Annotated in this window: 18 protein-coding genes; 11 read left to right on the forward strand and 7 right to left on the reverse strand. The window is 66.6% G+C overall.

Features of this window, described 5'->3' with window-relative positions:
- Nucleotides 1-1,707: a nitrite/sulfite reductase gene (locus AACH00_RS06020; RefSeq protein ID WP_341398181.1), complete on the reverse strand. Its 1,707-nt coding sequence runs from the start codon at nucleotides 1,705-1,707 to the stop codon at nucleotides 1-3.
- A gap of 140 nt (nucleotides 1,708-1,847) precedes the next feature.
- On the opposite strand from AACH00_RS06020, the gene AACH00_RS06025 reads away from it, so the two are divergent.
- Nucleotides 1,848-2,777: a patatin-like phospholipase family protein gene (locus AACH00_RS06025; RefSeq protein ID WP_341398182.1), complete on the forward strand. Its 930-nt coding sequence runs from the start codon at nucleotides 1,848-1,850 to the stop codon at nucleotides 2,775-2,777.
- A gap of 152 nt (nucleotides 2,778-2,929) precedes the next feature.
- Here the strand turns inward: AACH00_RS06025 and phaP are convergent, their stop codons facing one another.
- On the reverse strand, nucleotides 2,930-3,481 hold the full coding sequence (phaP, locus tag AACH00_RS06030) for a TIGR01841 family phasin (protein WP_341398183.1): 552 nt from the start codon (nucleotides 3,479-3,481) through the stop codon (nucleotides 2,930-2,932).
- Nucleotides 3,482-3,706: 225 nt separating this feature from the next.
- On the opposite strand from phaP, the gene AACH00_RS06035 reads away from it, so the two are divergent.
- The 7 genes from AACH00_RS06035 (at nucleotide 3,707) to AACH00_RS06065 (ending at nucleotide 11,036) form a co-directional block, all read left to right on the forward strand.
- Nucleotides 3,707-4,663 (forward strand): histone deacetylase family protein, encoded by a 957-nt coding sequence (locus AACH00_RS06035; protein ID WP_341398184.1) that lies wholly within the window; start codon nucleotides 3,707-3,709, stop codon nucleotides 4,661-4,663.
- Between the two features lie 46 nt (nucleotides 4,664-4,709).
- Nucleotides 4,710-5,198 (forward strand): acyl-CoA thioesterase, encoded by a 489-nt coding sequence (locus tag AACH00_RS06040; protein WP_341398185.1) that lies wholly within the window; start codon nucleotides 4,710-4,712, stop codon nucleotides 5,196-5,198.
- Complete coding sequence (locus AACH00_RS06045) at nucleotides 5,195-5,899, forward strand: nitroreductase (RefSeq protein ID WP_341398186.1); 705 nt, start codon at nucleotides 5,195-5,197, stop codon at nucleotides 5,897-5,899. The genes AACH00_RS06040 and AACH00_RS06045 overlap by 4 nt, the downstream gene beginning before the upstream one ends.
- Before the next feature lie 102 nt (nucleotides 5,900-6,001).
- Entirely contained in the window at nucleotides 6,002-7,417 is a 1,416-nt protein-coding gene (locus tag AACH00_RS06050) for a sodium:proton antiporter (protein ID WP_423221902.1), read from the forward strand.
- Between the two features lie 30 nt (nucleotides 7,418-7,447).
- Nucleotides 7,448-8,455: a 2-hydroxyacid dehydrogenase gene (locus tag AACH00_RS06055; RefSeq protein WP_341398187.1), complete on the forward strand. Its 1,008-nt coding sequence runs from the start codon at nucleotides 7,448-7,450 to the stop codon at nucleotides 8,453-8,455.
- Between the two features lie 32 nt (nucleotides 8,456-8,487).
- Complete coding sequence (locus AACH00_RS06060; RefSeq protein ID WP_341398188.1) at nucleotides 8,488-9,789, forward strand: DNA recombination protein RmuC; 1,302 nt, start codon at nucleotides 8,488-8,490, stop codon at nucleotides 9,787-9,789.
- Nucleotides 9,786-11,036, forward strand: coding sequence for an MFS transporter (locus AACH00_RS06065; protein WP_341398189.1), 1,251 nt, complete (start codon nucleotides 9,786-9,788; stop codon nucleotides 11,034-11,036). The genes AACH00_RS06060 and AACH00_RS06065 overlap by 4 nt, the downstream gene beginning before the upstream one ends.
- 33 nt (nucleotides 11,037-11,069) lie before the next feature.
- On the opposite strand, the gene AACH00_RS06070 is transcribed toward AACH00_RS06065, so the two are convergent.
- The 5 genes from AACH00_RS06070 to AACH00_RS06090 form a co-directional block, all read right to left on the reverse strand.
- On the reverse strand, nucleotides 11,070-11,684 hold the full coding sequence (locus tag AACH00_RS06070; RefSeq protein WP_341398190.1) for a glutaredoxin family protein: 615 nt from the start codon (nucleotides 11,682-11,684) through the stop codon (nucleotides 11,070-11,072).
- 35 nt (nucleotides 11,685-11,719) lie between these two features.
- Nucleotides 11,720-13,747: a M3 family metallopeptidase gene (locus AACH00_RS06075; RefSeq protein ID WP_341398191.1), complete on the reverse strand. Its 2,028-nt coding sequence runs from the start codon at nucleotides 13,745-13,747 to the stop codon at nucleotides 11,720-11,722.
- Between the two features lie 52 nt (nucleotides 13,748-13,799).
- Nucleotides 13,800-14,660, reverse strand: coding sequence for a bifunctional methylenetetrahydrofolate dehydrogenase/methenyltetrahydrofolate cyclohydrolase FolD (gene folD, locus AACH00_RS06080; RefSeq protein WP_341398192.1), 861 nt, complete (start codon nucleotides 14,658-14,660; stop codon nucleotides 13,800-13,802).
- An 88-nt stretch (nucleotides 14,661-14,748) separates the two neighbouring features.
- Complete coding sequence (locus AACH00_RS06085) at nucleotides 14,749-15,372, reverse strand: response regulator transcription factor (RefSeq protein WP_341398193.1); 624 nt, start codon at nucleotides 15,370-15,372, stop codon at nucleotides 14,749-14,751.
- The gene (locus AACH00_RS06090; protein ID WP_341398194.1) at nucleotides 15,369-17,939 is read right to left on the reverse strand and encodes a PAS domain S-box protein; all 2,571 of its coding nucleotides are present in this window, start codon (nucleotides 17,937-17,939) and stop codon (nucleotides 15,369-15,371) included. The genes AACH00_RS06085 and AACH00_RS06090 overlap by 4 nt, the downstream gene beginning before the upstream one ends.
- Nucleotides 17,940-18,125: 186 nt before the next feature.
- On the opposite strand from AACH00_RS06090, the gene aceE reads away from it, so the two are divergent.
- The 3 genes from aceE to lpdA are packed head-to-tail and all read left to right on the forward strand — an operon-like array spanning nucleotide 18,126 to nucleotide 24,393.
- Complete coding sequence (gene aceE / locus AACH00_RS06095; protein WP_341398195.1) at nucleotides 18,126-20,831, forward strand: pyruvate dehydrogenase (acetyl-transferring), homodimeric type; 2,706 nt, start codon at nucleotides 18,126-18,128, stop codon at nucleotides 20,829-20,831.
- Between the two features lie 21 nt (nucleotides 20,832-20,852).
- Nucleotides 20,853-22,544, forward strand: coding sequence for a dihydrolipoyllysine-residue acetyltransferase (gene aceF / locus AACH00_RS06100; protein WP_341398196.1), 1,692 nt, complete (start codon nucleotides 20,853-20,855; stop codon nucleotides 22,542-22,544).
- A gap of 16 nt (nucleotides 22,545-22,560) precedes the next feature.
- Nucleotides 22,561-24,393: a dihydrolipoyl dehydrogenase gene (gene lpdA / locus AACH00_RS06105; RefSeq protein WP_341398197.1), complete on the forward strand. Its 1,833-nt coding sequence runs from the start codon at nucleotides 22,561-22,563 to the stop codon at nucleotides 24,391-24,393.
- The last annotated feature ends 108 nt before the right edge of the window (nucleotides 24,394-24,501 follow it).

Raw genomic sequence — 24,501 nt, forward strand, 5'->3', positions numbered from 1 at the left:
TCAAGCGTTGGCGGGCTGGGCGGTCTCATGGCGCACGGCATCGGCAGCAGAGCGCAGCGGTGCCACGCCAATGCGGCGCACGGTGTCGATGAAGCGCTCGCCAGCCTCGCGTTCACGGCGGAAGGTGTCGATCAGGGCTTCGATCACGTCCGGCACTTCTTCGGCCGCGAAGGACGGGCCGATGACCTTGCCGGGCACGGCCGCGCCGCTGAGGGTCGAGCCATCAGAGCCGCCCACCGAAACCTGGTACCACTCGTCGCCATCCTTGTCGATGCCGAGGATGCCGATGTGGCCGGTGTGGTGGTGGCCGCAGCTGTTCATGCAGCCGCTGATGTGCAGGTCGATGTCGCCGAGGTCGTAGACCGCGTCGAGGTCGGTGAAGCGCTCGGTGATGCTGGCCGCCACCGGGATGGAGCGGGCATTCGCCAGCGAGCAGAAGTCACCGCCCGGGCAGGCGATCATGTCGGTCAGCAGGCCGATGTTCGGCGTGGCGAAACCGGCGTCCTTGGCAGCGTGCCACACGGCCAGCAGGTCGGCTTCACGCACCCAGGGCAGCAGCAGGTTCTGGTCGTGCGTCACGCGCAGCTCGCCCAGCGAATAGCGGTCTGACAGCGTGGCGGCCAGCTCCATCTGTTCGGTGGTGGCGTCACCCGGGGCGATGCCGGCGCGCTTGAGCGACAGGGTCACGGCGCGGTAACCCGGCACCTTGTGGCCATGCACGTTGCGCTCGAGCCAGCGCAGGAAGGCGGCAGGGGCCGGGCCGGTGCGGTGCGGGTCGAAGCCGGCAGTGGCCGGGCGCACGCCGTGCGGCACGACGAAGTTGCGGGCCACGCGCTCCAGCTCGGACACCGGGATGATGTGCTCGCGGCCGTCCGCGTCGCTGTCGATGATCTTGGCGAACTCGGTGTTCACCGCATCGATGAACTTCTGGCCTTCGGCCTTCACCAGGATCTTGATGCGGGCCTTGTAGGCGTTGTCGCGGCGGCCGTAGCGGTTGTAGACGCGGACGATGGCTTCGAGGAAGACCAGGATCTGCTGCCACGGCACGAAGGTGTTGATGACCGTGCCGATGACCGGCGTGCGGCCCATGCCGCCGCCTACCAGCACCTTGAAGCCCACCTCACCGGCGTCGTTCTTCAGCAGCTGCAGGCCGACGTCATGCCAGGCGATGGCGGCGCGGTCTTCGGTGGCGCCGGTCACGGCGATCTTGAACTTGCGCGGCAGGAAAGCGAACTCGGGGTGCAGCGTGCTCCACTGGCGCAGGATTTCGCAGTAGGGGCGCGGATCAACGACTTCGTCCGGGGCGATGCCGGCCAGCGCATCGCTGGTGATGTTGCGGATGCAGTTGCCGGAGGTCTGGATGCCGTGCATGTCGACTTCCGCCAGCTTGTCCATCACGTCGGCGGCCTTGGTCAGCGGGATCCAGTTGTACTGCAGGTTCTGGCGCGTGGTGAAGTGGCCGAAGCCGCGGTCGAAATCACGGGCGATGACAGCCAGCTGGCGCAACTGGCGGCTCGACAGCTCGCCGTACGGCACGGCCACACGCAGCATCGGTGCGTGGCGCTGGACGTACCAGCCGTTCTGCAGGCGCAGCGGCTTGAAGTCGTCGTCGGCCAGTTCTCCGCTCAGGTTGCGCTCCAGCTGGTCGCGGAACTGCGCAGCGCGCTGGCGAACGAATTGACGGTCAAAGGCGGAATATTGGTACATGGCTCGAAAGGGGCAAAACAGGCCCGATCCGGACTGTACAAAAACCTCATATGCTTGGAAACAAATCAAAAATAGATTGCTTATTGCGATTCAAGCTAAGGCGCCGTGCGGGGCGGTGACGGGCTTCTAGAATGCTGCCGATGCAAGACGAATTGAGCACGCAGCAGCAGCGCCGCCGCCAGGGCCTGGTGTGGGCTGCCGCCGCCGCCTGGGCCCTGACCGGCTGCCAGACCACCCCCGCACCCGTTGAGCCGCCTCAGGTGGTGGTGCCACCACCGCCGCGCCTGCCGCCGAAGCCGCCCGTGATTGGCCTGGCCCTCGGCGGTGGCGCCGCGCGGGGTTTCGCCCACATCGGGGTGATCCAGGTGCTGGAAGAGCAGGGCATCAAGGTCGATCTGGTGGCGGGGACCTCCGCCGGCAGCCTGGTGGCCGCGCTGTATGCCTCGGGCAAGAAGGGGCATGAGCTGGCCACCTTGGCGCAGGGCATGGACGAATCCGCGCTCACCGACTGGTCGTTCCCGGGCCGCGGCCTGATTCGCGGTGAGGCGCTGGCGCGCTATGTGCGCAGCCAGACGGGCAATCTGCCGATTGAGCAGATGAAGCTGCCGCTGGGCATCGTGGCCACTGACCTGGCCGATGGCGAGCCCATCCTTTTCAGGCGCGGTGACACCGGCATGGCCGTGCGCGCGTCGAGTGCGGTGCCGGCGGTGTTCCAGCCGGTGAAGATCGGTGAGCGTGAATATGTGGACGGCGGGCTGGTGTCGCCGGTGCCGGTGCGGCAGGCGCGGCAAATGGGCGCGCAGCTGGTCATCGCCGTCGACATCACCTCGCCGCCGGATGGCGCCGCCACCGGCGACGCCTTCCGCATGCTGCTGCAGACCTTCTCGATCATGGGGCGCAGCATCAACCGGCTGGAGCTGAAGGACGCTGACGTGGTGATCCGCCCGGCGCTGCTGGGCGTGTCGAGCGCCGATTTTTCAGCGCGTCAGAAAGCCATCGCCTCCGGCCGGGAAGCCGCGCTGGCGATGCTGCCGGCGCTGAAGGCGCGCATCCTGGCGCTGACGCACTGAAACCCGCGGCACAGACGTAAAAAAGCCCGGCACGAGGCCGGGCTTGAACGGTACCTTGAAGCCAGTCTTCCTGGGGCACCGAGGAGACAACCTTCACGCACGGGCCGACCAGTTCGGTCAGCCCGGCTTGTACGCGATGACAGCGTCTTGAATCAGACCGAGCGACGGGCCTTGGGGGCCGTCTGGGTGGCCTTGACAGCCGTGCTGGTGATGGCTTGGAAGTTGGCTTCGGCCACGTCAGCGGCTTGCTTGGCAGCCTTGTGCACGGTTTCGTAGGCGTTGTTGGCAGCAGCAACAGCCGACTTCACCAGGGCGACGGCGTTTTCGCTGCCGGCCGGTGCGTTCTTGACGGCGGTGTCGACGGTGGCCATGAACTTCTTCTGCACGTCAGCCAGCTGGACTTCAGCAGCCTTGGTCAGCTCGGCGTTGGTGGCAGCGGCGATGTCGTACAGGTGACGGCTGTAAGAGGCGGCCTTTTCGGCGGCCGGTTGCAGCAGGCCAGCTTGCAGGCTCATCAGCTCTTGCGCGTCCTTGACCGACAGGGCGGCCTTGGTGGTTTCAGCAGCTTCGCCCATCGAGGCCTTGGCCACTTGCAGGTTCAGCTCAACCAGCTTTTCAACGCCTTCAAAGGCCTTGTTGGTCAGGTCGAACAGGGTTTCGATGTTGGCCTTTTGTGCGGCCATCAGTTGTTCAGCAGTCAGCATGTGAATCTCCTTTAATAGGTGGGGGAACACTCAGCAGCCTTTTGTGCGCTGCAACATGAATCGAAGTATGAGGGCGTGTCGCAGCGATTGCAAGCACTTTTTGTTGCAGTGCAGCAAAAGTCTGCAAACGCCCTTGGCCGGAGTCTCGGACGGGGCCATGGCAGGGCTGTGACAACGCCCTCCAGCCACGCTGGGCACAATGGCTTGAACCTCAATGTGATGACTATGCAGGCCTATACCTCCGACCACTTCGTCCTGCCCTTGCCCGAAGGCCACCGCTTCCCGATGGCGAAGTACCGGCTGCTGCGCGAGGCCGTCGAGGCAGGCCTGCCCGGCGTGGTGCTGGCACCGGCGCCGGCAGCGTCTGACGGCGAGCTGGCCCTGGCCCATGAGCCGGCCTACGTGAGCGCCGTGGCCGAGGGCTGGTTGTCAGACGCCCAACAGCGCGAGATCGGGTTTCCGTGGTCAGTCGCGATGGCCGAGCGCTCGCGCCGCTCGGTCGGGGCCACGATTGCCGCGGCGCGCAGTGCGCTGTCAGATGGCGTGGCGGCCAACCTGGCCGGCGGTACGCACCATGCCTATGCCCACAAGGGCTCGGGCTTCTGCGTGTTCAACGACGTGGCAGTGGCGGCCCGGCTGATGCAGGCCGAATGGCACCGCAGCCACCGCCGCTTGCTGCGGGTGCTGGTGATCGACCTAGATGTGCACCAGGGCAACGGCACGGCGTCGATCTTTGCCGATGACCCGTCGGTGTTCACCTTCTCGATGCACGGCGCACGCAACTTCCCGTTCCGCAAGGAAGCCAGTGATCTGGATGTGGAGTTGCCGGACGGCTGCACCGATGCGCCGTACCTGGAAGCGCTGGACCAGGCCTTGGACCGCATCTGGCAAATCCATGCTGCTGACCCTCCGGGCCTGGCGTTTTATCTGGCCGGCGCAGACCCCCACGAAGGCGATCGCCTGGGCCGGCTGAAGATCACGGCACAAGGCTTGGCCGAGCGTGACCGGCGGGTGTTCAGTGCCCTGCGCGAGCGCGGCATTCCGGTGGCCGTGAGCATGGCGGGCGGTTACGGGAACGACATCAACGCCACGGTGGCTGTGCAGGCCAACACCCTGGCGCTGGCCGCCCAGAGCGCCGCGCAGTGGCCAGACCTTCGGGTTTCCTCTCGGGCCCGGGCGTAGCTTCTGCGACAGCGTGTCAAGCCGGGCAATGGAAGAATCTTCACGCATGAGCACATCGCCTTCCTCTCAAGCACCGGGTGCTGCTGCCGCCCCGCCGAGCCGGCCGCAGGCCCAGCGGCGTGAGGCCTACGCCACGTTCCGCCAGATTGGCACCCGCTGGATGGACAACGACATCTACGGCCACGTCAACAACGTCGTCTACTACAGCTACTTCGACACGGCGGTGAACGGCCACTTGCTGGATGCCGGCGTGCTCGACATCCACGCCGGCGAGGTGATCGGTCTGGTCATCGAGACGGCCTGCAACTACTTCGCACCGCTGGCCTTTCCGCAAACGGTGGCAGCCGGCCTGCGGGTGGCGCACATCGGCGCCTCCAGCGTGCGCTACGAAGTGGGCCTGTTCGCCGAAGGTGAGCCGCTGAGTGCGGCCGCCGGCCACTTCGTGCATGTCTATGTGGACCGCGCCACGCGCCGGCCCGTGCCCTTGCCTGAGCCACTGCGCCAGGTGCTACTTGCCTTGAAAGTGCCCGCATGACGACCCCTGATCCCCGCAACGCCGCCGCCGTCCATGCGGCCATCACGTCCCGTCGCTCCATCCGCGCGTACCTGCCTACGCCGGTGCCCCGGGCCACCATTGAGCGCATCTTGCAGGTGGCAGCACGCGCACCTTCCGGCACCAACACCCAGCCCTGGCAGGTGCATGTGCTGACCGGCGCCGCGCTGCAGCGCCTGACCGACAAGGTCTCGGCGGCATTTGATGACCCGGCCAGCCGCGCCGCGCACACCGAGGAGTACGCCTACTACCCCGAGAAGTGGGTGTCGCCCTACATCGATCGGCGTCGCCAGGTGGGCTGGGATTTGTACAGCCTGCTCGGCATCGGCAAGGCCGACAAGGACCGCATGCATGCGCAGCACGCGCGGAACTTCCGCTTCTTCGACGCGCCCGTCGGCCTGATCTTCACGATCGACCGGGTGATGCAGCAAGGCAGCTGGCTCGACTACGGCATGTTCATCCAGAGCGTGATGGTGGCCGCCCGCGGCGAAGGCCTCGACACCTGCCCGCAGGCCGCGTTCACCCAGTTCCACCGCGTCATCGCCGAGGAGCTGCAACTGGCGCCCGAGCAGATGGTGGTGTGCGGCATGGCCCTGGGCCACGCCGATCCCGGCGCCATCGAGAACACGCTGGTCACGCAGCGTGAGCCGGTCTCGGGCTTTGCCCGGTTTCTGACGGACTGACTGCCCGTCGGGGGTGGGCAGCCCGGTGCCACGGCCGCGACCTTTCTAGAATCAAAGGCTTGACGCGTGTCAGCCTGGGCACGCCTGAACCGGATTCGCTCCATGAGATTGCAGTCGGCCCCGCGGTGGGCCCTGGCCCTGTGCCTGGCCTTGATGAATGCGCCGGCCATGGCCGCCGAGTTGCCTGGCGACAGCCTTGGCGTGCGGTGGGCGCTGCCATTTGCCGGCATGTTGCTGTCAATCGCGGTGATGCCGCTGCTGATGCCCGGCGTGTGGCACCGCCACTTCGGCAAGATCACGGCGGCGTGGTCGCTGGCTTTGCTGCTGCCGCTGGCCGGCCATCTGGGCGTCGGGCTGGTGGGCGGTGTGCTGGCCCACACCCTGCTGACCGAGTACTTGCCGTTCATCGTGCTGCTGACCGCGCTGTTCACCACGGCCGGCGGCATTCATGTGCGCGGCAATCTGCATGGCAGCCCGCTGACCAACACGGCGCTGCTGGCTGTGGGCGCCGCGCTGGCCAGCGTGATGGGCACCACCGGCGCGTCGATGCTGATGGTGCGGCCGCTGATCCGGGCGAACGACAACCGTCGCCATGTGGCGCACGTGATGGTGTTTTTCATCTTCATCGTCAGCAATGCCGGCGGTGCGCTGACGCCCCTGGGCGATCCGCCCTTGTTCCTCGGCTTCCTCAAGGGCGTAGACTTCTTCTGGACGCTGAAGCACATCGGCCCGCAGACGCTGTTTCTGGTGCTGGGCCTGCTGGCGATCTTTTACCTGCTCGACCGCTACTGGTTCACCCATGAGGCCCTGCTGCCGCTGGACCCGACGCCCGACAACGGCCGCCTCGGCCTGGACGGCGCCGTCAACTTCCTGCCCCTCGCGGCCGTGGTGGCGCTGGTGCTGATGAGCGGCCTGTGGAAGCCGGGTGTGGCCGTGAGCGTGGCGGGTGTGGAGATGGGCCTGGAGCAACTGGTGCGCGACGCGCTGCTGCTGGTGGTGATCGGGGTGTCGCTGTGGATCACCCCGGCGGGCGTGCGGGCGCGCAACCAGTTCAGCTGGGGGCCTATGCTGGAGGTGGCCAAGCTGTTCGTCGGCATCTTCCTGACGATGATGCCGGTGCTGGCCATGCTCAAGGCTGGTGTGCACGGGCGGTTCGCCGGCCTGGTGCTGGCCGCCAGTGATGCGGCTGGCGCGCCATCGCCAGTCGCGTATTTCTGGCTGTCGGGGGCCCTGTCATCCTTTCTCGACAACGCACCAACCTACCTGGTGTTCTTCAACCTCGCGGGCGGTGACCCGGCCACGCTGATGACCACGCTCGCGCCGGTGCTCGGCGCCATATCGGCGGGTTCGGTGTTCATGGGCGCCAACACCTACATCGGCAACGCGCCGAACTTCATGGTCAAGGCGATTGCCGAAGAGCGGGGCTTGCGCATGCCCAGCTTCTTTGGCTACATGGCGTGGTCGGCCGCCGTGCTGCTGCCCATGTTTGCCCTGATCACATTGATCTGGTTCCGGTGATGCCGCATCACCTCTTCAAGGAAACAAGCCATGTCTGATGACACCCTGAATGCCCGACGCCCGCGCGTCTTCGTGGCGCGCCGGATCTTTCCTGAAGTGGTGGCGCAGCTGCGCGAGCACTTCGACGTCAGCACCCACGACACCGACGAGCCGCTGAGCCGCGACGAGCTGATTGCCCGCCTGCAAGGTTGCGACGGCGTGTTCGTGGCGGGCACCGAGCCGATCGACGCCACGCTGCTGGCCGCGTGCCCGACGCTGCGCGCCGTGTGCAGCATGGCCGTGGGCTACAACAACATCGACGTGCCGGCCGCCACCGCGCGCGGCGTGGTGGTGAGCAACGCCCCGGGGGTGTTGACCGAGACCACGGCCGACTTCGGCTTCGCCTTGATGATGGCCACCGCCCGCCGCATCACCGAGGCTGAGCAGTACCTGCGCGCCGGCCACTGGAAGCAGTGGAGCGTCGACGGCATGGCCGGCGCCGACATCCACGGCAGCACGCTGGGCATCCTCGGCATGGGGCGCATCGGCCAGGCCATTGCGCGCCGCGGCGTACACGGCTTCGGCATGTCGCTGGTCTATCACAACCGGTCGCGTCTGCCGGCCGAGGACGAGGCGGCATTGGGCGCGCGTTACCTCGATCTGCCCGGCCTGCTGAAGGCGGCGGACCACCTGGTGATCGTCGTGCCCTATGGTCCAACCTCGCACCACCTGATTGGCGCGGCAGAGCTGGCGCTGATGAAGCCCAGCGCCACCTTGATCAACGTGGCGCGTGGCGGCGTGGTGGACGACGCTGCGCTGGCGCAGGCCCTGGCTGAGCGACGCATCGCCGGCGCCGGGCTGGACGTGTTCGAGGGTGAACCTGCGGTGCACCCGGGCCTGCTGGAGGTGCCGAACGTGGTGCTCACGCCGCACATCGCCAGTGCCAGCTTGCCCACCCGTTTGGCCATGTGCCAGCTGGCGGCCAGCAACTTGCGTGCAGCCCTGACAGGCCAGGCGCCACCCACGGCCCTGAACCCGGAAGTGTTGCCCCTGCGCTGACACCGGGGCGGGCCTGCTGCGACAATGGCCGCATGCCCTTGTCGATGCTTGACGCCCTTCAATTGTCCCTGTCGGGTGTTGTTGTTCTCCTGTTGCTGGCCTTGCTGTGGCGGGGCGGCGGCGCAGGCGGTTCGGCCGATGAGGTGATCGCGCTGCTGCGTCAGCAGCGGGGTGACAACGAACGCCTCGAGCGCGAATTGCGCACCGAGGTGCAGACCGCCGCACGCGGCACCCGCGAAGAACTGCTGCAAGGCTTGAGCCTGTTCCAGCAAAGCCTGGTGCAGCAATCGGCCGAGCAGGCCCGCACCCAGCAGGCGCAGTGGCAGGCCTTGTCGGCCAGCAATGAGCGGCGCCTGGCCGAGGTGCGCGAGGCCGTCGCCCGCCAGCTGCAGCAACTGCAGGCCGGCAATGAGCAGAAGCTCGACCAGATGCGCGCGACGGTCGATGAAAAGCTCCACGCCACGCTGGAGCAGCGCCTCGGCGAAAGCTTCCGCCAGGTGGCGGAGCGGCTGGAACAGGTGCACCAGGGTCTTGGTGAAATGCAATCACTGGCTCGTGATGTCGGCTCGCTCAACCGGGTGCTCAACAACGTCAAGACGCGTGGCGTGTTTGGCGAAGTGCAACTGGCGGGCCTGCTGGAGCAGGTCTTCACGCCCGAGCAGTACGGCGCCAATGTTGAAACCGTGCCCGGCAGCAATGCGCGGGTGGAGTTCGCCATCCGCTTGCCCGGGCAGGGCGGGGCGGCCGGGCCGCTGTGGTTGCCCATCGATGCGAAATTTCCGCGCGAAGACTACGAGCGCCTGCTGAACGCGCAGGACGCTGCCGATCCGGTGGCCGCCGAGGCCGCAGGCAAGGCGCTGGAGCAGCGCTTGCGGCTGGAAGCCCGCACGATCCGCGAGAAGTACATCGCCGCGCCTTACACCACCGACTTCGGCTTGTTGTTCGTGCCCACCGAAGGCCTGTATGCCGAGGCACTGCGCCGCCCGGGGCTGGTGGAGGGCTTGCAGCGTGAGCACCGCATCAGCCTGGTCGGCCCCACCACCTTGCTCGCCACCCTGTCGAGCTTGCAGATGGGCTTTCGCACGTTGGCGCTGGAAAAGCGCAGCGCCGAGGTGTGGGAGGTGCTGGGTGCGGTCAAGACCGAGTTCGGCAAGTTCGGCGACGTGCTGGCCAAGACCAAGAAAAAGCTCGATGAGGCCAGCCAGAGCATCGACGCGGCGGAGACGCGCACCCGGGTCATGGCCCGCAAGCTCAAGGGCGTTGAAAGCCTGCCCGAGCACCAGGTGCAGGCGCTGCTGGGCACCGCGCCCGTTGACGAAGACGGCGCCGCATGAAGGCAGTACCTCCGGCACTACCACCCAACACCAGCGCGGAAACGCCTGCGGACGATGCGCCAGCCACTGTTGAACCCGCCGGGCACCGCCAGGCCGACTTCCCGCTCGTCATCGGCGCCCTGATCTGCGTGCACGCCAGCATGGCTGCGACGCGGGTCGCGGCCAGCTTGCTGGTGCTGTCACTGGGTTATGCCGAATGGGTGGTGGGCGGCTTGTTGTCGCTGTTCGCGGTGGCGCCGATCGTCATGTCGATGTGGGCCGGCCGGTTGGCCGATCGCCACGGCCTGCACCGTCCGCTCGGTGTGGGTGTGGTGATGGCCACCTGCGGCGCCGGTCTGGCGGCTGTGACCCAGCATCCGGCGGCGCTGGCGCTGGCGGCCCTGGCCACCGGCGGTGCGATTGCCGTGGCGGCAGTGGCCATTCAGCGCGAGGCCGGCCTGATGGCGCGTGACGCCGCTGACCTGAAACGCGTGTTCAGCTGGGTGGCCCTGGGGCCGGCGGTGTCGAACGCGCTGGCGCCCATCACCGTGGGTCTGCTGATCGACCACGTCGGTTACGCCTCGGGCTTCGTGTTTGCGGCGGTGCTGCCGGTGCTGGCCTGGTTGATTGCCAGCCGGCTGCCGCGCCAGAGCGCCCGCGCCAGCGCCCAGGCTGCGGGCCGCGCGCCGGTGTCGGCGCTCACGCTGCTGGCGCTGCCGATGTTCGTGCCGCTGCTGGCGGTGAACCTGGCGCTGTCTTCTTGCTGGGACGCCCACAGCTTCGTCGTGCCGGTGCTTGGGCATGCACGGAGCTTGAGTGCCTCCACCATCGGCCTGTTGCTGGGCGCATTCGCCGTGGCGGCCACGGTGGTGCGGCTGGGCATTTCACGCTGGTCGGCGTCCATCGACGAGGGGCGCGCCCTGCGGTACGCCATGGTGATGGCCAGTGCGCTGTGTGTGTCGTATGCCTGGTTGCCGGGTACGGCCGGCATGCTGGCCGGCTCGGCCTTGCTGGGCCTCGCGCTGGGCTCGGTGCAGCCGATGATCCTGGCGCTGTTGCACCAGGTCACGCCGGCAGATCGCCACGGTCAGGCGCTGGGTGTGCGCATGGTGGCCACCAACGCCGCCACCATCGTCATGCCGCTGGGCTTCGGCCTGCTGGCCAACCTCACCGGTTTGCCGGCAGCGCCTCTGCTGCTGATGGCTGGCCTGGTGGCGCTGGCGCTGTGGCCGGCGCGGCTGCTGCATGGGCACGCACTGCCAGGCTGAGCGCTGCGCCCTGCGCCGGCAGGGGTCCGTCGGTCAGAAACGGATGTTCGGTCCGTCGGTGCGCGGTGCCGGCTCGTCCGTCTTCTTGACGGGCGCCGGTGCCGTCACAGGGGCCGGTGCAGGTGCGGCCGGTGCCAGGGCCACGGCGGCTGGTGCGCGGTAAGTGGCAGGCAGCGCCGATTCACGCGGGTAGCCCGCCGCATCCAGGTACGACTGCCAGTCGGCGCTGACCAGGCCCTTCAGGCGCTGGCTGCCGATGGTCAGTTGCGGCACCGTGCCGTCTGCGTTCTGGCGCAGCAGGGCGGCGATGTCGGCTTGTGAATCGACCCGCTTTTCTGTGAACGGAATGCCGCGCTGGGTCAGCAATTGCCGGCCGCTGTCACACGGTGCGCAGTTCTTGCTGGCGTACAGCGTGACCGGGTAGCGCGAGGCCACCTGCCGCAACGCCGTGGGCAGGGCTGAGAGATCAGGTCCGCTGCCCGCACCGCTCAGGTTCACGCTCTGCACCTTGGCGCCGGTTTGCGTCGGCGGCTGGTCGGTGTAGGTGACGCGGCCGTCGGGGCCGGTCACCTTGTACTGGGCCGCTGCGGGCAGCACCATCGCCAGCAGCAGCGCGGCTGGCAGCAGTCGAATCGAGTGGGTGGTCATGGGCGTGTCCGGATGAGTGGTCGCGGGCAGGGCGGTCAGTGGGCCATGCCCTGGTGGCGCAGCAGGGCGTCGATCGACGGCTCGCGGCCGCGGAAGGCCTTGAAGCTCTCCATGGCCGGGCGGCTGCCACCGGCTTCCAGGATCTGCGTGCGGTAGCGGCGGCCGGTGTCGGGGTTCAGCACGCCTTCTTCCTCGAAGGCGCTCCAGGCGTCGGCCGACAGCACCTCGGCCCACTTGTAGCTGTAGTAGCCCGCCGAGTAGCCACCCGCGAACACGTGCGAGAACGTGTGCGGCATGCGGTTGAATGCCGGGCTGGGCATCACGGCCACTTCAGCGCGCACCTCGCCCACCACCTCGAGCACGCGGGTCGCGGCGTCGGTTTCGGTGTGAATGCGCATGTCGAACAGACCAAATTCAACCTGACGCAGCGTCTGCAGGCCGCTCTGGAAGTTCTTCGCGGCCAGCATCTTGTCGTAGAGCGCGCGGGGCATCGGCTCGGCGGTGTCGACGTGGGCAGTGAGGTGCTTGAGCACGTCCCACTCCCAGCAGAAGTTCTCCATGAACTGGCTGGGCAGCTCGACAGCGTCCCACTCGACGCCGGAAATGCCCGACACGCCCAGGTCGCTGATGTTGGTCAGAAGGTGGTGCAGGCCATGGCCAAACTCGTGGAACAGCGTGATGACGTCGTCGTGGGTCAGCAGGGCCGGCTTGTCACCAACGGGCGATGCGAAGTTGCACACCAGATGCGCCACCGGGGTTTGCAGCGCGTGGGTGTCAGGGCGCTGCCAGCGGCCGCGCACATCGTCCATCCAGGCACCGGGGCGCTTGCCTTGGCGGGCATGCGGGTCGAGGTAGAACTCGCCCACCAGCTGGCCGGCGCGCTCGATGCGGAAGAAGCGCACGGCCGGGTGCCACACGGCCGCTTCGGCCGGGCGGATCGCCACTTCGAACAGCGTCTCGATGATGCGGAACAGGCCGTCCAGCACCTTGGGCAGCGGGAAATAGGCCTTCACGTCCTGGTCGCTGAATGCGTAGCGCGCTTCTTTCAGCTTTTCGCTGGCGAAGGCGGTATCCCAGGCCTGCAGATCGGCCAGGCCCAGCTCGCGGGCGGCGAATTCGCGCAGCTCGGCCAGGTCGTTCAGGGCGCTAGGGCGGGCCTTGGCGGCCAGGTCTCGCAGGAACTGCATCACTTCAGCCGGCGTGCTGGCCATCTTGGCTGCCAGCGACACTTCGGCGTAGCTGGCAAAGCCGAGCAGGCGGGCTTCTTCCTGGCGCAGTTGCAGAAGCTCGGTCATCACGGCGCTGTTGTCACGCTCGGCCGGGCCGAGGTCGGAGGCGCGCGTCACGTAGCCGCGGTAAAGCGCCTCGCGCAGCGGCCGGTGCTCGGCGTACTGCATCACGGGGATATAGCTGGGCGCGTGCAGGGTGAACTTGTAGCCGGCCTGGCCGTCGGCCTCGGCGGCCGCGCGGGCGGCCTGCAGGGCGTCGTCGGGCAGGCCCTTGACCTCGGCTTCGCTGGCGTAGTGCGCGAATGCGTCGGTGGCGTCGAGCACGTGGTTCGAGAAGGCCTGGCCCAGCTCGGCCATGCGGTCTTGAATGGCGGCGAAGCGAGCCTTGGCCTCGCCTTGCAGATCAGCGCCGCCCAAGCGGAAATCGCGCATCGCATGGGCCAGCACCTGGCGGCGGGGCGCGGTCAGGGCGGCTGCGGCCGGGCTGTCGTTCAGCGCGCGGTACTTGGCATACAGGCGCTCGTCGCTGCCCTGGCGGGTGAAGAACTCGGTGACCTTGGGCAGGGCTTCGGCATGCGCGGCGCGCAGCTCTGGGGTGTCGGCCACATGGTTGAGGTGGCTGACGGCGCCCCAGGCCCGGCCCAGGCGCTCGATCGCCACCGTCAGGGTGTGATCCAGTGCGTCGTAGTCTGCCGGCACATCAGCACCCACCGCGGCTTCCAGGGCCACGTCGGCTTCCTTCAGCAACTGCTCGATGGCGGGGGCCACATGCTCGGGGCGAATGGCGTCGAAGGCGGGCAGGCCGTCAAATTGCAGCAGCGGATTGGTGGTCATGTTGGGCAGACTCGAAAAAGAGGCAAAGGTTCTCGGGTGATCAGGCCGTGGATCAGGCTGCGCTCAGGCCACGTTCGGCCGCTTCCACGGTGCTGACCAGCAGCATCGTGATGGTCATCGGGCCCACACCGCCCGGCACCGGGGTGATCCAGCCGGCCACGTCCTTCACGCCCTCGTAATCTACGTCACCGCAGAGCTTTCCTTCGTCATTGCGGTTCATGCCCACGTCGATGACCACGGCGCCCGGCTTGACCATGTCGGCGGTCAGCACATTGCGCTTGCCGACGGCCGCCACCACCACATCCGCCTGGCGGGTGTGGAAGGCCAGATCGGCCGTGCCGCTGTGGCAGACCGTGACCGTCGCATTGGCCTGCAGCAGCATCATGGCCATGGGCTTGCCCACGATGTTCGAGCGTCCGATGACGACGGCATGCTTGCCGCGCAGGTTGCCCATGCCGATCGATTCCAGCATCTTCATGCAACCGTAGGGCGTGCAGGCCTTGAAGCCGGGCTCGCCGACCATCAGGGCGCCGGCGCTGGCCACGTGGAAGCCGTCAACGTCCTTGGTGGGCGAGATGGCTTCGATCACCTTGTGGTCGTCGAGGTGCGCCGGCAGCGGCAGCTGCACCAGGATGCCGTGGATGGCCGGGTCGTTGTTCAGCGCCTCGACGCGGGCCAGCAGCTCCGCCTCGGTCATGGTCGCGTCGTACTTTTCCAGCACCGAGTGCAGGCCGGCCTCTTCGCAGGCCTTGACCTTGTTGCGCACGTACACCTGGCTGGCCGGGTTGTCGCCCACCAGGATGACGGCCAGGCCGGGCTTAACGCCGCGGGCGGTGAGCGCGGCCGCCCGGGTGGCGACTTCAGCGCGGAGTTGGCGGGACAGGGCGTTGCCGTCGATCACTTGGGCGGTCATGGGTGGTTCCTGGAAAGGGGTGCGAAGCGGGTTCGGAAAGTTGAAACGGGGCCCGAGGGCCCCGTTGGGAAGTGCGCTGCCGGTGGGCTCAGCCCTTGTGCGAAGCGCCGAGCGCGATCTTCAGCAGATCGGCCACGGTGTTGGCGTTGAGCTTTTCCATGATGTTGGCGCGGTGCGCCTCCACCGTCTTGATGCTGATGCCGAGGTCGTCGGCGATCTGCTTGTTCAGGCGGCCGGCCACGATGCGCTCAAGCACCTGGGCCTCACGGGTGGTCAGGCGCGACAGCAGGGCGTCGCGGCTGGCCTGTTCCTGGTACTGCGAGAAGGCGACGCGGGCCTGGTCGAGCATGCGCTCCACCAGCGAGACCAGCTCTTCTTCCTTGAAAGGCTTCTCGATGAAGTCCATCGCGCCCTTCTTCATCGTGGTCACGGCCATCGGCACGTCGCCGTGGCCGGTGATGAACACCACCGGCAGTGGGCTGCGGCGCTCGAGCAGACGGTCTTGCAACTCCAGGCCGCTCATGCCGTCCATGCGGATGTCGGCGATCAGGCAGGCCACTTCGCGCGGGTCGAAGCGCGAGAGGAAGGATTCGGCCGAGTCAAAGCACTTGACGCGGTAGTCCTTGCCTTCCAGCAACCATTGCAGGGAGTCACGCACAGCCTCGTCGTCATCGACCACGTAGACAGTACCTTTTTTCGGAATCAGGCTCATGAAGAAGTCGCGTTGGGGTTGGCCGCTGCAGCCGCATCGGGCACATCAGGCACGTTGTGGAGGTCTGCGCGTTGGGTCAGATCGACGGGCAGGGTGAAGGCGAACCGGCACCCCGTAACGATCGAGCCATTGTAGAGGTTCTCGGCCTTCATCCGACCCCTGTGGGACTCGATGATGGACCGGCACAGGGAAAGCCCGATGCCCAGGCCTTCGGCCTTGGTCGAGAAGAAGGCTTCGTACAGCCGCGCGAGCACTTCTTCCTTCATGCCCGGGCCCATGTCGGTCACGCTGAACTCGATCGTGCCGCCCTGGTCGGGGGTGTGGCGCGGCACCACGCGCAGCTCGATGTTGCGGCGCGACGGCGGCAGCTGGGCGCTGTCGATGGCTTCGGCGGCGTTCTTCAGCAGGTTCATCAGCACCTGCTCGATCAGGATCGGATCGACCATCAGCGTGGGCAGGCGCTGCGCCACGTAGGTGTGGATGGCCACCTTGCGCCGGCGCAGCTCGATGCCGGCCAGCTCCACCGCGTCGTCGACGATCTCGAAGGCCTGCGCCGGTTGGCGCTGCGGCTCGCTCTTCTTCACGAAGGCGCGGATGCGGTGAATGATCTGCCCGGCGCGCTCAGCCTGCCGGGCGGTCTTCTGCAGCGCCGCGATCAGGTCTTCGGTGTTGATCGATTCATTGCGCACGCGGCTGACCATGCCGTTGCAGTAGTTGTTGATGGCGGTCAGCGGCTGGTTCAGCTCGTGCGCCACCGACGAGGCCATCTCGCCCATGGTGATCAGGCGGCTGGTGACCTGGGCCTTCTCGGCCTGCTGCTGCACCTGTTCCTCCACCCGGCGGCGGGCGGTGATGTCGGTCGCGATCAGCATCTGGGCCAGGCGGCCGTCGGTCCATTGCAGGTAGCGCGAGCGCACGTCGAACCACATCTGCAGCGATTCGACATATACCTCGCGCGGCTGCGCGCCGGCTTCGGTCAGCTCCTGGGTCGGCAGGCCGGAGAGCCCGTCCACGTCTTCGTCAGGCTCAGGCACGAAGGCCAGGGCCGCGCTGGTATTGGCCAGCTGGGTGTGGCCGCGGGCGTCCACGCCAAACCACAGCCGGTAGCTGCGGTTGGCAAACAGCAGCTCGCCCTGCTGCACCGACAGCACCGACACCGCCGCGTCCAGCCCTTCCAGCACGGTGGTGAAGCGCTCATGCGAGGCGCTGAGCTGGTCGCGGATGCGCTTGGCCTCGGTGATGTTCGTCATCGACGTCATCCAGCCGGTCTGCAGGCCCTTGGGGTCGATCAGCGGCGACACATACATGCGCGCATCAAAGACCGAGCCGTCCTTGCGCATCACCTTCACCTCGATGCCGCCGGCCGGGCTGCGGCCCTGCAACTCCTGCTGCAGCAGGCGGGTGTTCTCGTCGATGCGGTCAGGGGGCCAGTAGGGGAAGGGCGGCCGGCCGCCAACCAGGTCGACTTCTGAGTAGCCGGTCATCGCGCAGAAGGCCGGGTTCACGTAGGTGACCTTGCCTTCCATGTCCATCGCGCGCATGCCGGTCAGCATGGAGTTTTCCATCGCCCGGCGGAAATTGGTTTCCTGCACCAGCGCGTTCTGGATCTGCGTGCGGCGGCGCATGTGGCGCCAGGTGCCCAGCAGCATCCACACCGTCAGCACCGACAGCGCCACCACCATCCAGAACAGCGTGTTGCCGATCAGGCCGATGGAGGTGCGGTAGCCCTGGCCGCGCAGCACCAGGCCGTTCGACATCGGCGCCAGCGGCAGGTCATGCAGCAGTGATGGTTTGGCCACCGGCTGGCCAGGCATCACGGTCACGGTGCTGGCCAGCACCTGCTCGTCCGGGCCCAGCACCTGCATGGCGTGGCGGCGCGAGACCTCGGTGGGCACGAAGAAGCGCACCAGCGCCTCGATCGAGTACTCGACGATCAACGTGCCGGCGAAGTTGCCCCGGTCGATCAGCGGGACCTGGATCTGGAACACCGGCGTGCCGTCGGCATCGGTGAAGGGGCGCGAGTACACCGGCTGGCGGGTGTCGCGGGCTGCCAGGAAGGTGAACTCGGATTCCGTGCGCTTGCCGTCTGATGGCAGCGAGGGGTCGGGTGTCGTGCCGTCGTTCGACACTTCCTGCTGGAAGCTGATCACGGTCTGTGACGCCCGCACCTTGCGCGCCGCGTTCACCCAGGTGAGCTGGCGAACCTCGGGGCGCTCGCGCTGGAAGGTGGCGGCCTGGTCGAGGAACTCGCCGGCATTGATGTCGCGCGTGACGAGTTCGCGGGCGATGCGCACCAGCTGTTCCTGGTTCTCGATCAGGTGCAGCCGCATCTGCTGCTGGGCGACTTCGGTGTCGCGCCGCACGGCGTCGGTGGCCCGGTCGATTTCCTCATTGCGCAGGTACCAGAACGCAGCGGTAATGGCCGAGAGGAACATCAGCACCGAGAGCAGCGGCGCGAGCGTGGCCAGCCGGTCCTGCCGGGCAGGCGATTGCTGGCGCCACCAGCGGCCGAACAGGCGTTTCAGGCGGGAGGGGGCGGGGCGTGGCAGGTCGAGGTTCACAGGCATCGCGGCGCATTATCTGGCCGGCCGGGGTGAGCGGTCCGTCACAGGTCTGCAGCGGTGCAGCAACTTTAGGCATGGATGCCACTTATTCACAATGTGAAATGCGTGTTCGCCATTTGAAAATCGAGAAAAGTTGTGCCAAACTCCGGCCCGACAAAGAATCCAATGGCTTTTTAGAGGAGACAACTCATGTCCGCCATGCCTGATTCCCTGCCGGGCGCGTTCACCAACGATGTGGATGCCCAGGAAACCCGAGAGTGGCTGGACGCCCTGTCGGCCGTCATCAACGCCGAGGGCCCCGAACGGGCGCACTTCCTGCTGGAGCAGTTGCTCGAAGAAGCACGCCAGCACAGCGTCGATATGCCGTTCTCGGCCAACACCGGCTACGTGAACACCATCGCCCCGGACGACGAAGAGCGTTGCCCGGGCAACATCGAGATCGAAGAGCGCCTGCGCGCCTACATGCGCTGGAACGCCATGGCCATGGTCGTCAAGGCCAATCGCCACAACCCGGCTGACGGCGGCGATCTGGGTGGCCACATCGGCTCCTTCGCTTCGCTGGCCCACATGTTTGGTGCCGGCTTCAACCACTTCTGGCACGCCGAGAGCGAAAACCACGGCGGCGATTGCCTCTACATCCAGGGCCACGTGTCGCCTGGCGTGTATGCCCGCGCCTACCTGGAAGGCCGCCTGACCGAAGAGCAACTGCTGCACTTCCGCCAGGAAGTGGAGGGCAAGGGCCTGTCGAGCTACCCGCATCCGAAGCTGATGCCCGAGTTCTGGCAGTTCCCGACCGTCTCGATGGGCCTGGGCCCCTTGATGGCCATCTACCAGGCTCGTTTCCTGAAGTACCTGCACGCCCGTGGCATTGCCAACACCGAAAACCGCAAGGTCTGGGTGTTCTGCGGCGACGGGGAAATGGACGAGGTTGAATCGCTTGGCGCGATCGGCCTGGCTGCCCGCGAAAAGCTGGACAACCTGATCTTCGTCATCAACTGCAACCTGCAGCGTCTGGACGGCCCGGTGCGCGGCAACGGCAAGGTCGTTCAGGAACTCGAAGGCGAATTCCGCGGCGCTGGCTGGAACGTCATCAAGCTGCTGTGGGGCAGTGAGTGGGATCCGCTGCTGGCTCGCGACAAGGGCGGCGCCCTGCGCAAGATCATGATGGACACGCTGGACGGCGATTACCAGGCTTTCAAGGCCAATGACGGTGCCTTCGTCCGCAAGAACTTCTTCGGCCGCTCGCCGGAGACGCTGGAGATGGTCTCCAAGATGTCTGACGAAGATATCTGGAAGCTGCGTCGCGGCGGCCATGATCCGCAGAAGGTCTATGCAGCCTACGCGGCGGCGGTCAAGCACGAAGGTCAACCGACCGTGCTGCTGATCAAGACCGTCAAGGGCTTCGGCATGGGCAAGATCGGTGAAGGCAAGAACACCGTTCACCAGACCAAGAAGCTGACCGACGAAGACATCAAGGCCTTCCGCGACCGCTTCAACATTCCGGTGCCGGACAGCGAGTTGCCGAACCTGCCGTTCTACAAGCCGGCCGACGACACGCCCGAAATGCAGTACCTGCATGAGCGTCGCAAGGCACTGGGTGGCTACCTGCCGCATCGCCGCACCAAGGCTGACGAAAGCTTCACGGTGCCCGCGCTGGAAACCTTCAAGGCCGTGCTGGAGCCGACGGTGGAAGGTCGCGAGATCAGCACCACCCAGGCCTATGTGCGCTTCCTGACCCAACTGCTGCGCGACCAGGCCCTCGGCCCGCGCATCGTGCCCATCCTGGTCGATGAGGCCCGCACGTTCGGCATGGAAGGTCTGTTCCGCCAGGTAGGTATCTACAACCCGGCAGGCCAGCAGTACACCCCGGTCGACAAGGACCAGGTCATGTACTACCGCGAGGACAAGGCCGGCCAGATCCTGCAGGAAGGCATCAACGAAGCCGGCGGCATGTCCAGCTGGATCGCTGCCGCCACCTCGTACAGCACGTCGAACCGCATCATGGTGCCGTTCTATGTGTACTACTCGATGTTCGGCTTCCAGCGCATTGGCGACCTGGCCTGGGCTGCGGGCGACATGCAGGCTCGCGGCTTCCTGCTGGGCGGCACCTCGGGCCGTACCACGCTGAACGGCGAAGGCCTGCAGCACGAAGACGGCCACAGCCACATCCTGGCCGGCACGATCCCGAACTGCGTGAGCTACGACCCGACCTTCGCGCACGAAGTCGGCGTGATCATGCAGCACGGCCTGAAGCGCATGGTCGAGAAGCAGGAAAACGTCTTCTACTACCTGACGCTGCTGAATGAAAACTACCCGATGCCTGGCCTGCGTGCCGGCACCGAGGAAGAGATCATCAAGGGCATGTACCTGCTGGAAGAAGGCGCGAAGAAGACCCCGCGCGTCAACCTGCTGGGCTCAGGCACCATCCTGCGCGAATCGATGGCCGCCAAGGTGCTGCTGGAAGAAGAGTGGGGCGTGGCTGCCAACGTGTGGAGCTGCCCGAGCTTCAACGAGCTGGCCCGCGACGGCCAGGATTGCGAACGCTGGAACCTGCTGCACCCGACCGACGAAGCCCGCGTGCCGTTCATCGCGCAACAGCTGGCTGGCCACAACGGCCCGGTGATCGCCTCGACCGACTACATGAAGGTCTACGCCGATCAGGTGCGCGCCTTCATCCCGAAGGGCCGCACGTTCAAGGTGCTGGGCACCGACGGCTTTGGTCGCAGCGACTTCCGCAGCAAGCTGCGTGAGCACTTCGAGATCAACCGCCACTACATCGTGGTCGCGGCGCTGAAGGCCCTGGCCGAAGAAGGCAGCGTGCCGGCGGCGAAGGTGGCCGAAGCGATCCAGAAGTACGGCATCAAGGCCGACAAGATCAATCCGCTCTACGCGTAAGCGGGCCAGGAGACAAACACCATGGCATTGGTTGAAGTGAAGGTCCCCGACATCGGGGATTTCAAGGACGTCGCGATCATCGAACTGCTGGTCAAGGTCGGCGACACGGTGAAGGTCGAGCAGAGCTTGATCACCGTTGAATCGGACAAGGCCTCGATGGAGATTCCGTCGTCGCACGCCGGTGTGGTGAAGGAGCTGAAGGTCAAGCTCGGCGACACCATGAACGAAGGCAGCTTGCTGCTGATTCTGGAAACCGCTGGCGACGCTGCGGTTGCCGCGCCTGCTGCTGCGCCGGCGGTTGCTGCTGCAGCAGCTCCGGTGGCAGCGCCTGCGCCGGCCCCGGTGGCCGCGGCTGCCGCGCCGGTGGCCGCTTGCCGCATCGACGTGCTGGTGCCCGACATCGGGGACTTCAAGGACGTCGCCGTCATTGAAATCCTGGTCAAGGTGGGCGACACCGTCAAGGTCGAGCAGAGCCTGATCACCGTTGAATCGGACAAGGCCTCGATGGAGATTCCGTCGTCGCACGCCGGTGTCGTCAAGGAGCTGAAGGTGGCTCTGGGCGACAAGATCAACATCGGCTCGCTGGTGTTGGTGCTCGAAGGCGCTGCTGGCGCTGCTGCGCCTGCGGTGGTGGCTGCTCCTGCAGCTGCGCCGGTTGCTGCTGCGGCCAGCGCTGTTGCTGCTGCACCTGCCGTGGCCTCGGTGGCTGTTGCTGCGCCTGTGGCTGCTGCTGCAGCCCTGCCTGCGCACAACCCGGGCACGCCGACGGCTGGTCTGCCACATGCATCGCCGAGCATCCGCAAGTTCGCTCGCGAGCTGGGCCTGCCGCTGGAAGAGATCAAGGGTTCGGGCCACAAGGGCCGCATCACCCAGACCGACCTGGAAAGCTTCGTCAAGGGCGTGATGGCCGGCAGCCTGCAAACGGCCGCCCAGAAGGCCAAGGCCCCGGCCGCAGCACCGGCTGCTGCGGGTGGCGCGTTCCCGGGCCTGCTGCCCTGGCCGCAGGTCGACTTCACCAAGTTCGGCCCGGTCGAGCGCAAGGACCTCTCGCGCATCAAGAAGATCAGCGGCGCCAACCTGCACCGCAACTGGGTCGTCATTCCGCACGTCACCAACCATGACGACGCGGACATCACCGACCTGGAAGCCTTCCGCGTTCAGCTGAACAAGGAGAACGAGAAATCCGGCGTCAAGGTGACGATGCTGGCCTTCATGATCAAGGCCGCCGTGGCAGCCCTGAAGAAGTTCCCCGAGTTCAACAGCTCGCTCGACGGCGACACCCTGGTGCTGAAGAACTACTTCCACATCGGCTTTGCGGCGGACACGCCGAATGGCCTGGTGGTGCCGGTGATCCGCGATGCCGACAAGAAGGGCATCTTCCAGATCAGCCAGGAAATGTCGGAGCTGGCCAAGAAGGCCCGTGACGGCAAGCTGGGCCCGGCCGACATGACGGGTGGCTGCTTCAGCATCTCGTCGCTGGGCGGCATCGGTGGCAAGTACTTCACCCCCATCATCAATGCGCCGGAAGTGGCCATCATGGGCGTGTGCAAGAGCAGCATCGAGCCGAAGTGGGACGGCAAGGCCTTCCAGCCGCGCCTGACGCTGCCGCTGTCACTGTCGTGGGATCACCGCGTGATCGACGGCGCTGCCGCCGCACGCTTCAACGTCTACTTCGCGTCGCTGCTGGCGGATTTCCGCCGCATCGCGCTGTGACCCGGAGGCACACGACATGGCCATGATCGAAGTGAAAGTGCCGGACATCGGCGACTTCAAGGACGTTGGTGTCATCGAACTGCTGGTGAAGCCCGGCGACACGGTGAAGGTGGACCAGAGCCTGGTGACGGTGGAATCCGACAAGGCGTCGATGGAGATTCCCTCGTCGCATGCCGGCGTGGTGAAGGAAATGAAGGTCGCGCTGGGTGACAAGGTCAACCAGGGCTCGCTGATCCTGATGCTGGAGGCCGCGGGTGAAGCCGCTGCGCCGGCACCGGTGGCTGCCCCGGCACCAGCACCCGCGTCCGCACCGGCTGCAGCGCCTGCCGCAGCACCGGTGGTGGTTGCTGGCGCTGCCGGCAGCTACAGCGGCGCCGCCGACATCGAGTGCGACCTGCTGGTGCTGGGCGCCGGCCCGGGCGGGTACTCGGCGGCGTTCCGCGCGGCTGACCTCGGCCTGAAGGTCGTCATCGTCGAGCGTTACGCCACCTTGGGCGGCGTCTGCCTGAACGTGGGTTGCATCCCCTCGAAGGCGCTGCTGCACGTGGCTGCCGTGATGGACGAGGTGAGCCACATGGCCGACCTGGGCGTTGATTTCGGCGCCCCGACCGTCAACATCGACAAGCTGCGTGGCCACAAGGAAAAGGTCATCGGCAAGCTGACCGGCGGCCTGGCTGCCATGGCCAAGATGCGCAAGGTCACCACCGTGCGCGGCCTGGGTCAGTTCATCGATCCGTTCCATGTGCAGGTCGAGGAAACCACCGGCACCGCGCAGGAAAAGACCGGCACGGCCAAGGTCGTGAAGTTCAAGAAGGCGATCATCGCGGCGGGCTCGCAAGCCGTGCGTCTGCCGTTCTTCCCGGCCGATGAGCGCATCGTCGACTCGACTGGCGCCCTGGCGCTGAAGTCGGTGCCGAAGAAGATGCTGATCGTGGGTGGCGGCATCATCGGCCTGGAAATGGGCACCGTCTATTCCACGCTGGGCGCCCGCCTGGACGTGGTGGAAATGCTCGACGGCCTGATGCAGGGCGCTGACCGCGACCTCGTCAAGATCTGGCAGAAGATGAACGCGCACCGCTTCGACAACATCATGTTGAAGACCAAGACGGTGGGCGCCGAAGCCACGCCGGACGGCATCAAGGTCAAGTTCGAAGCTGCCGACGGCACGATCAGCGAGCAGACCTATGACCTGGTGCTGCAGGCCGTGGGCCGCACGCCGAATGGCAAGAAGATCAGCGCCGACAAGGCTGGCGTGGCGGTGACCGATCGGGGCTTCATCCCGGTGGACATCCAGATGCGCACCAACGTGCCGCACATCTTCGCCATCGGCGATCTGGTGGGCCAGCCGATGCTGGCGCACAAGGCCGTGCACGAAGCGCATGTGGCCGCCGAGGTGGTCGCGGGTGAGCTGCAGGGCGACAAGTCGCTGGCCAGCGCCGCGTTCAACGCACGCGTCATTCCGTCGGTGGCCTACACCGATCCGGAAGTGGCCTGGGTCGGCTTGACCGAAGACCAAGCCAAGGCGCAGGGCATCAAGGTCAAGAAGGGCCTGTTCCCGTGGACGGCGTCTGGCCGCGCCATTGCCAACGGTCGCGACGAAGGCGTCACCAAGCTGCTGTTTGATGATTCGCCCGAGGCGCATGGCCACGGCAAGATCCTCGGCGGTGGCATGGTGGGCACGCACGCCGGCGACATGATCGGCGAGATCGCGCTGGCCATCGAGATGGGCGCTGACGCTGTCGACATCGGCAAGACCATCCACCCGCACCCGACGCTGGGCGAAAGCATCGGCATGGCCGCAGAAGTGGCGCACGGTTCGTGCACCGACCTGCCGCCAACCAAGCGCTGATCCAGCGCTGAGACCCCGCTGCCTCACGGCGGCGGACATGAAAAAAGCCCGTGCAGCGATGCGCGGGCTTTTTTGTTGGGGCCGTGGCTGCCGCATTGGGCGGCAACC

The organism is Ideonella margarita (assembly GCF_038066635.1).
In the GTDB taxonomy this organism is placed as follows: Bacteria; Pseudomonadota; Gammaproteobacteria; order Burkholderiales; family Burkholderiaceae_C; genus Ideonella; species Ideonella margarita.

Excerpts from the sequence above, each read along its gene's own strand:
- AACH00_RS06020 (WP_341398181.1), bottom strand. The coding sequence starts at position 1,707 with ATGTACCAATATTCCGCCTTTGACCGTCAATTCGTTCGCCAGCGCGCT.
- AACH00_RS06025 (WP_341398182.1), top strand. The coding sequence starts at position 1,848 with ATGCAAGACGAATTGAGCACGCAGCAGCAGCGCCGCCGCCAGGGCCTG.
- phaP (WP_341398183.1), bottom strand. The coding sequence starts at position 3,481 with ATGCTGACTGCTGAACAACTGATGGCCGCACAAAAGGCCAACATCGAA.
- AACH00_RS06035 (WP_341398184.1), top strand. The coding sequence starts at position 3,707 with ATGCAGGCCTATACCTCCGACCACTTCGTCCTGCCCTTGCCCGAAGGC.
- AACH00_RS06040 (WP_341398185.1), top strand. The coding sequence starts at position 4,710 with ATGAGCACATCGCCTTCCTCTCAAGCACCGGGTGCTGCTGCCGCCCCG.
- AACH00_RS06045 (WP_341398186.1), top strand. The coding sequence starts at position 5,195 with ATGACGACCCCTGATCCCCGCAACGCCGCCGCCGTCCATGCGGCCATC.
- AACH00_RS06050 (WP_423221902.1), top strand. The coding sequence starts at position 6,002 with ATGAGATTGCAGTCGGCCCCGCGGTGGGCCCTGGCCCTGTGCCTGGCC.
- AACH00_RS06055 (WP_341398187.1), top strand. The coding sequence starts at position 7,448 with ATGTCTGATGACACCCTGAATGCCCGACGCCCGCGCGTCTTCGTGGCG.
- AACH00_RS06060 (WP_341398188.1), top strand. The coding sequence starts at position 8,488 with ATGCCCTTGTCGATGCTTGACGCCCTTCAATTGTCCCTGTCGGGTGTT.
- AACH00_RS06065 (WP_341398189.1), top strand. The coding sequence starts at position 9,786 with ATGAAGGCAGTACCTCCGGCACTACCACCCAACACCAGCGCGGAAACG.
- AACH00_RS06070 (WP_341398190.1), bottom strand. The coding sequence starts at position 11,684 with ATGACCACCCACTCGATTCGACTGCTGCCAGCCGCGCTGCTGCTGGCG.
- AACH00_RS06075 (WP_341398191.1), bottom strand. The coding sequence starts at position 13,747 with ATGACCACCAATCCGCTGCTGCAATTTGACGGCCTGCCCGCCTTCGAC.
- folD (WP_341398192.1), bottom strand. The coding sequence starts at position 14,660 with ATGACCGCCCAAGTGATCGACGGCAACGCCCTGTCCCGCCAACTCCGC.
- AACH00_RS06085 (WP_341398193.1), bottom strand. The coding sequence starts at position 15,372 with ATGAGCCTGATTCCGAAAAAAGGTACTGTCTACGTGGTCGATGACGAC.
- AACH00_RS06090 (WP_341398194.1), bottom strand. The coding sequence starts at position 17,939 with ATGCCTGTGAACCTCGACCTGCCACGCCCCGCCCCCTCCCGCCTGAAA.
- aceE (WP_341398195.1), top strand. The coding sequence starts at position 18,126 with ATGTCCGCCATGCCTGATTCCCTGCCGGGCGCGTTCACCAACGATGTG.
- aceF (WP_341398196.1), top strand. The coding sequence starts at position 20,853 with ATGGCATTGGTTGAAGTGAAGGTCCCCGACATCGGGGATTTCAAGGAC.
- lpdA (WP_341398197.1), top strand. The coding sequence starts at position 22,561 with ATGGCCATGATCGAAGTGAAAGTGCCGGACATCGGCGACTTCAAGGAC.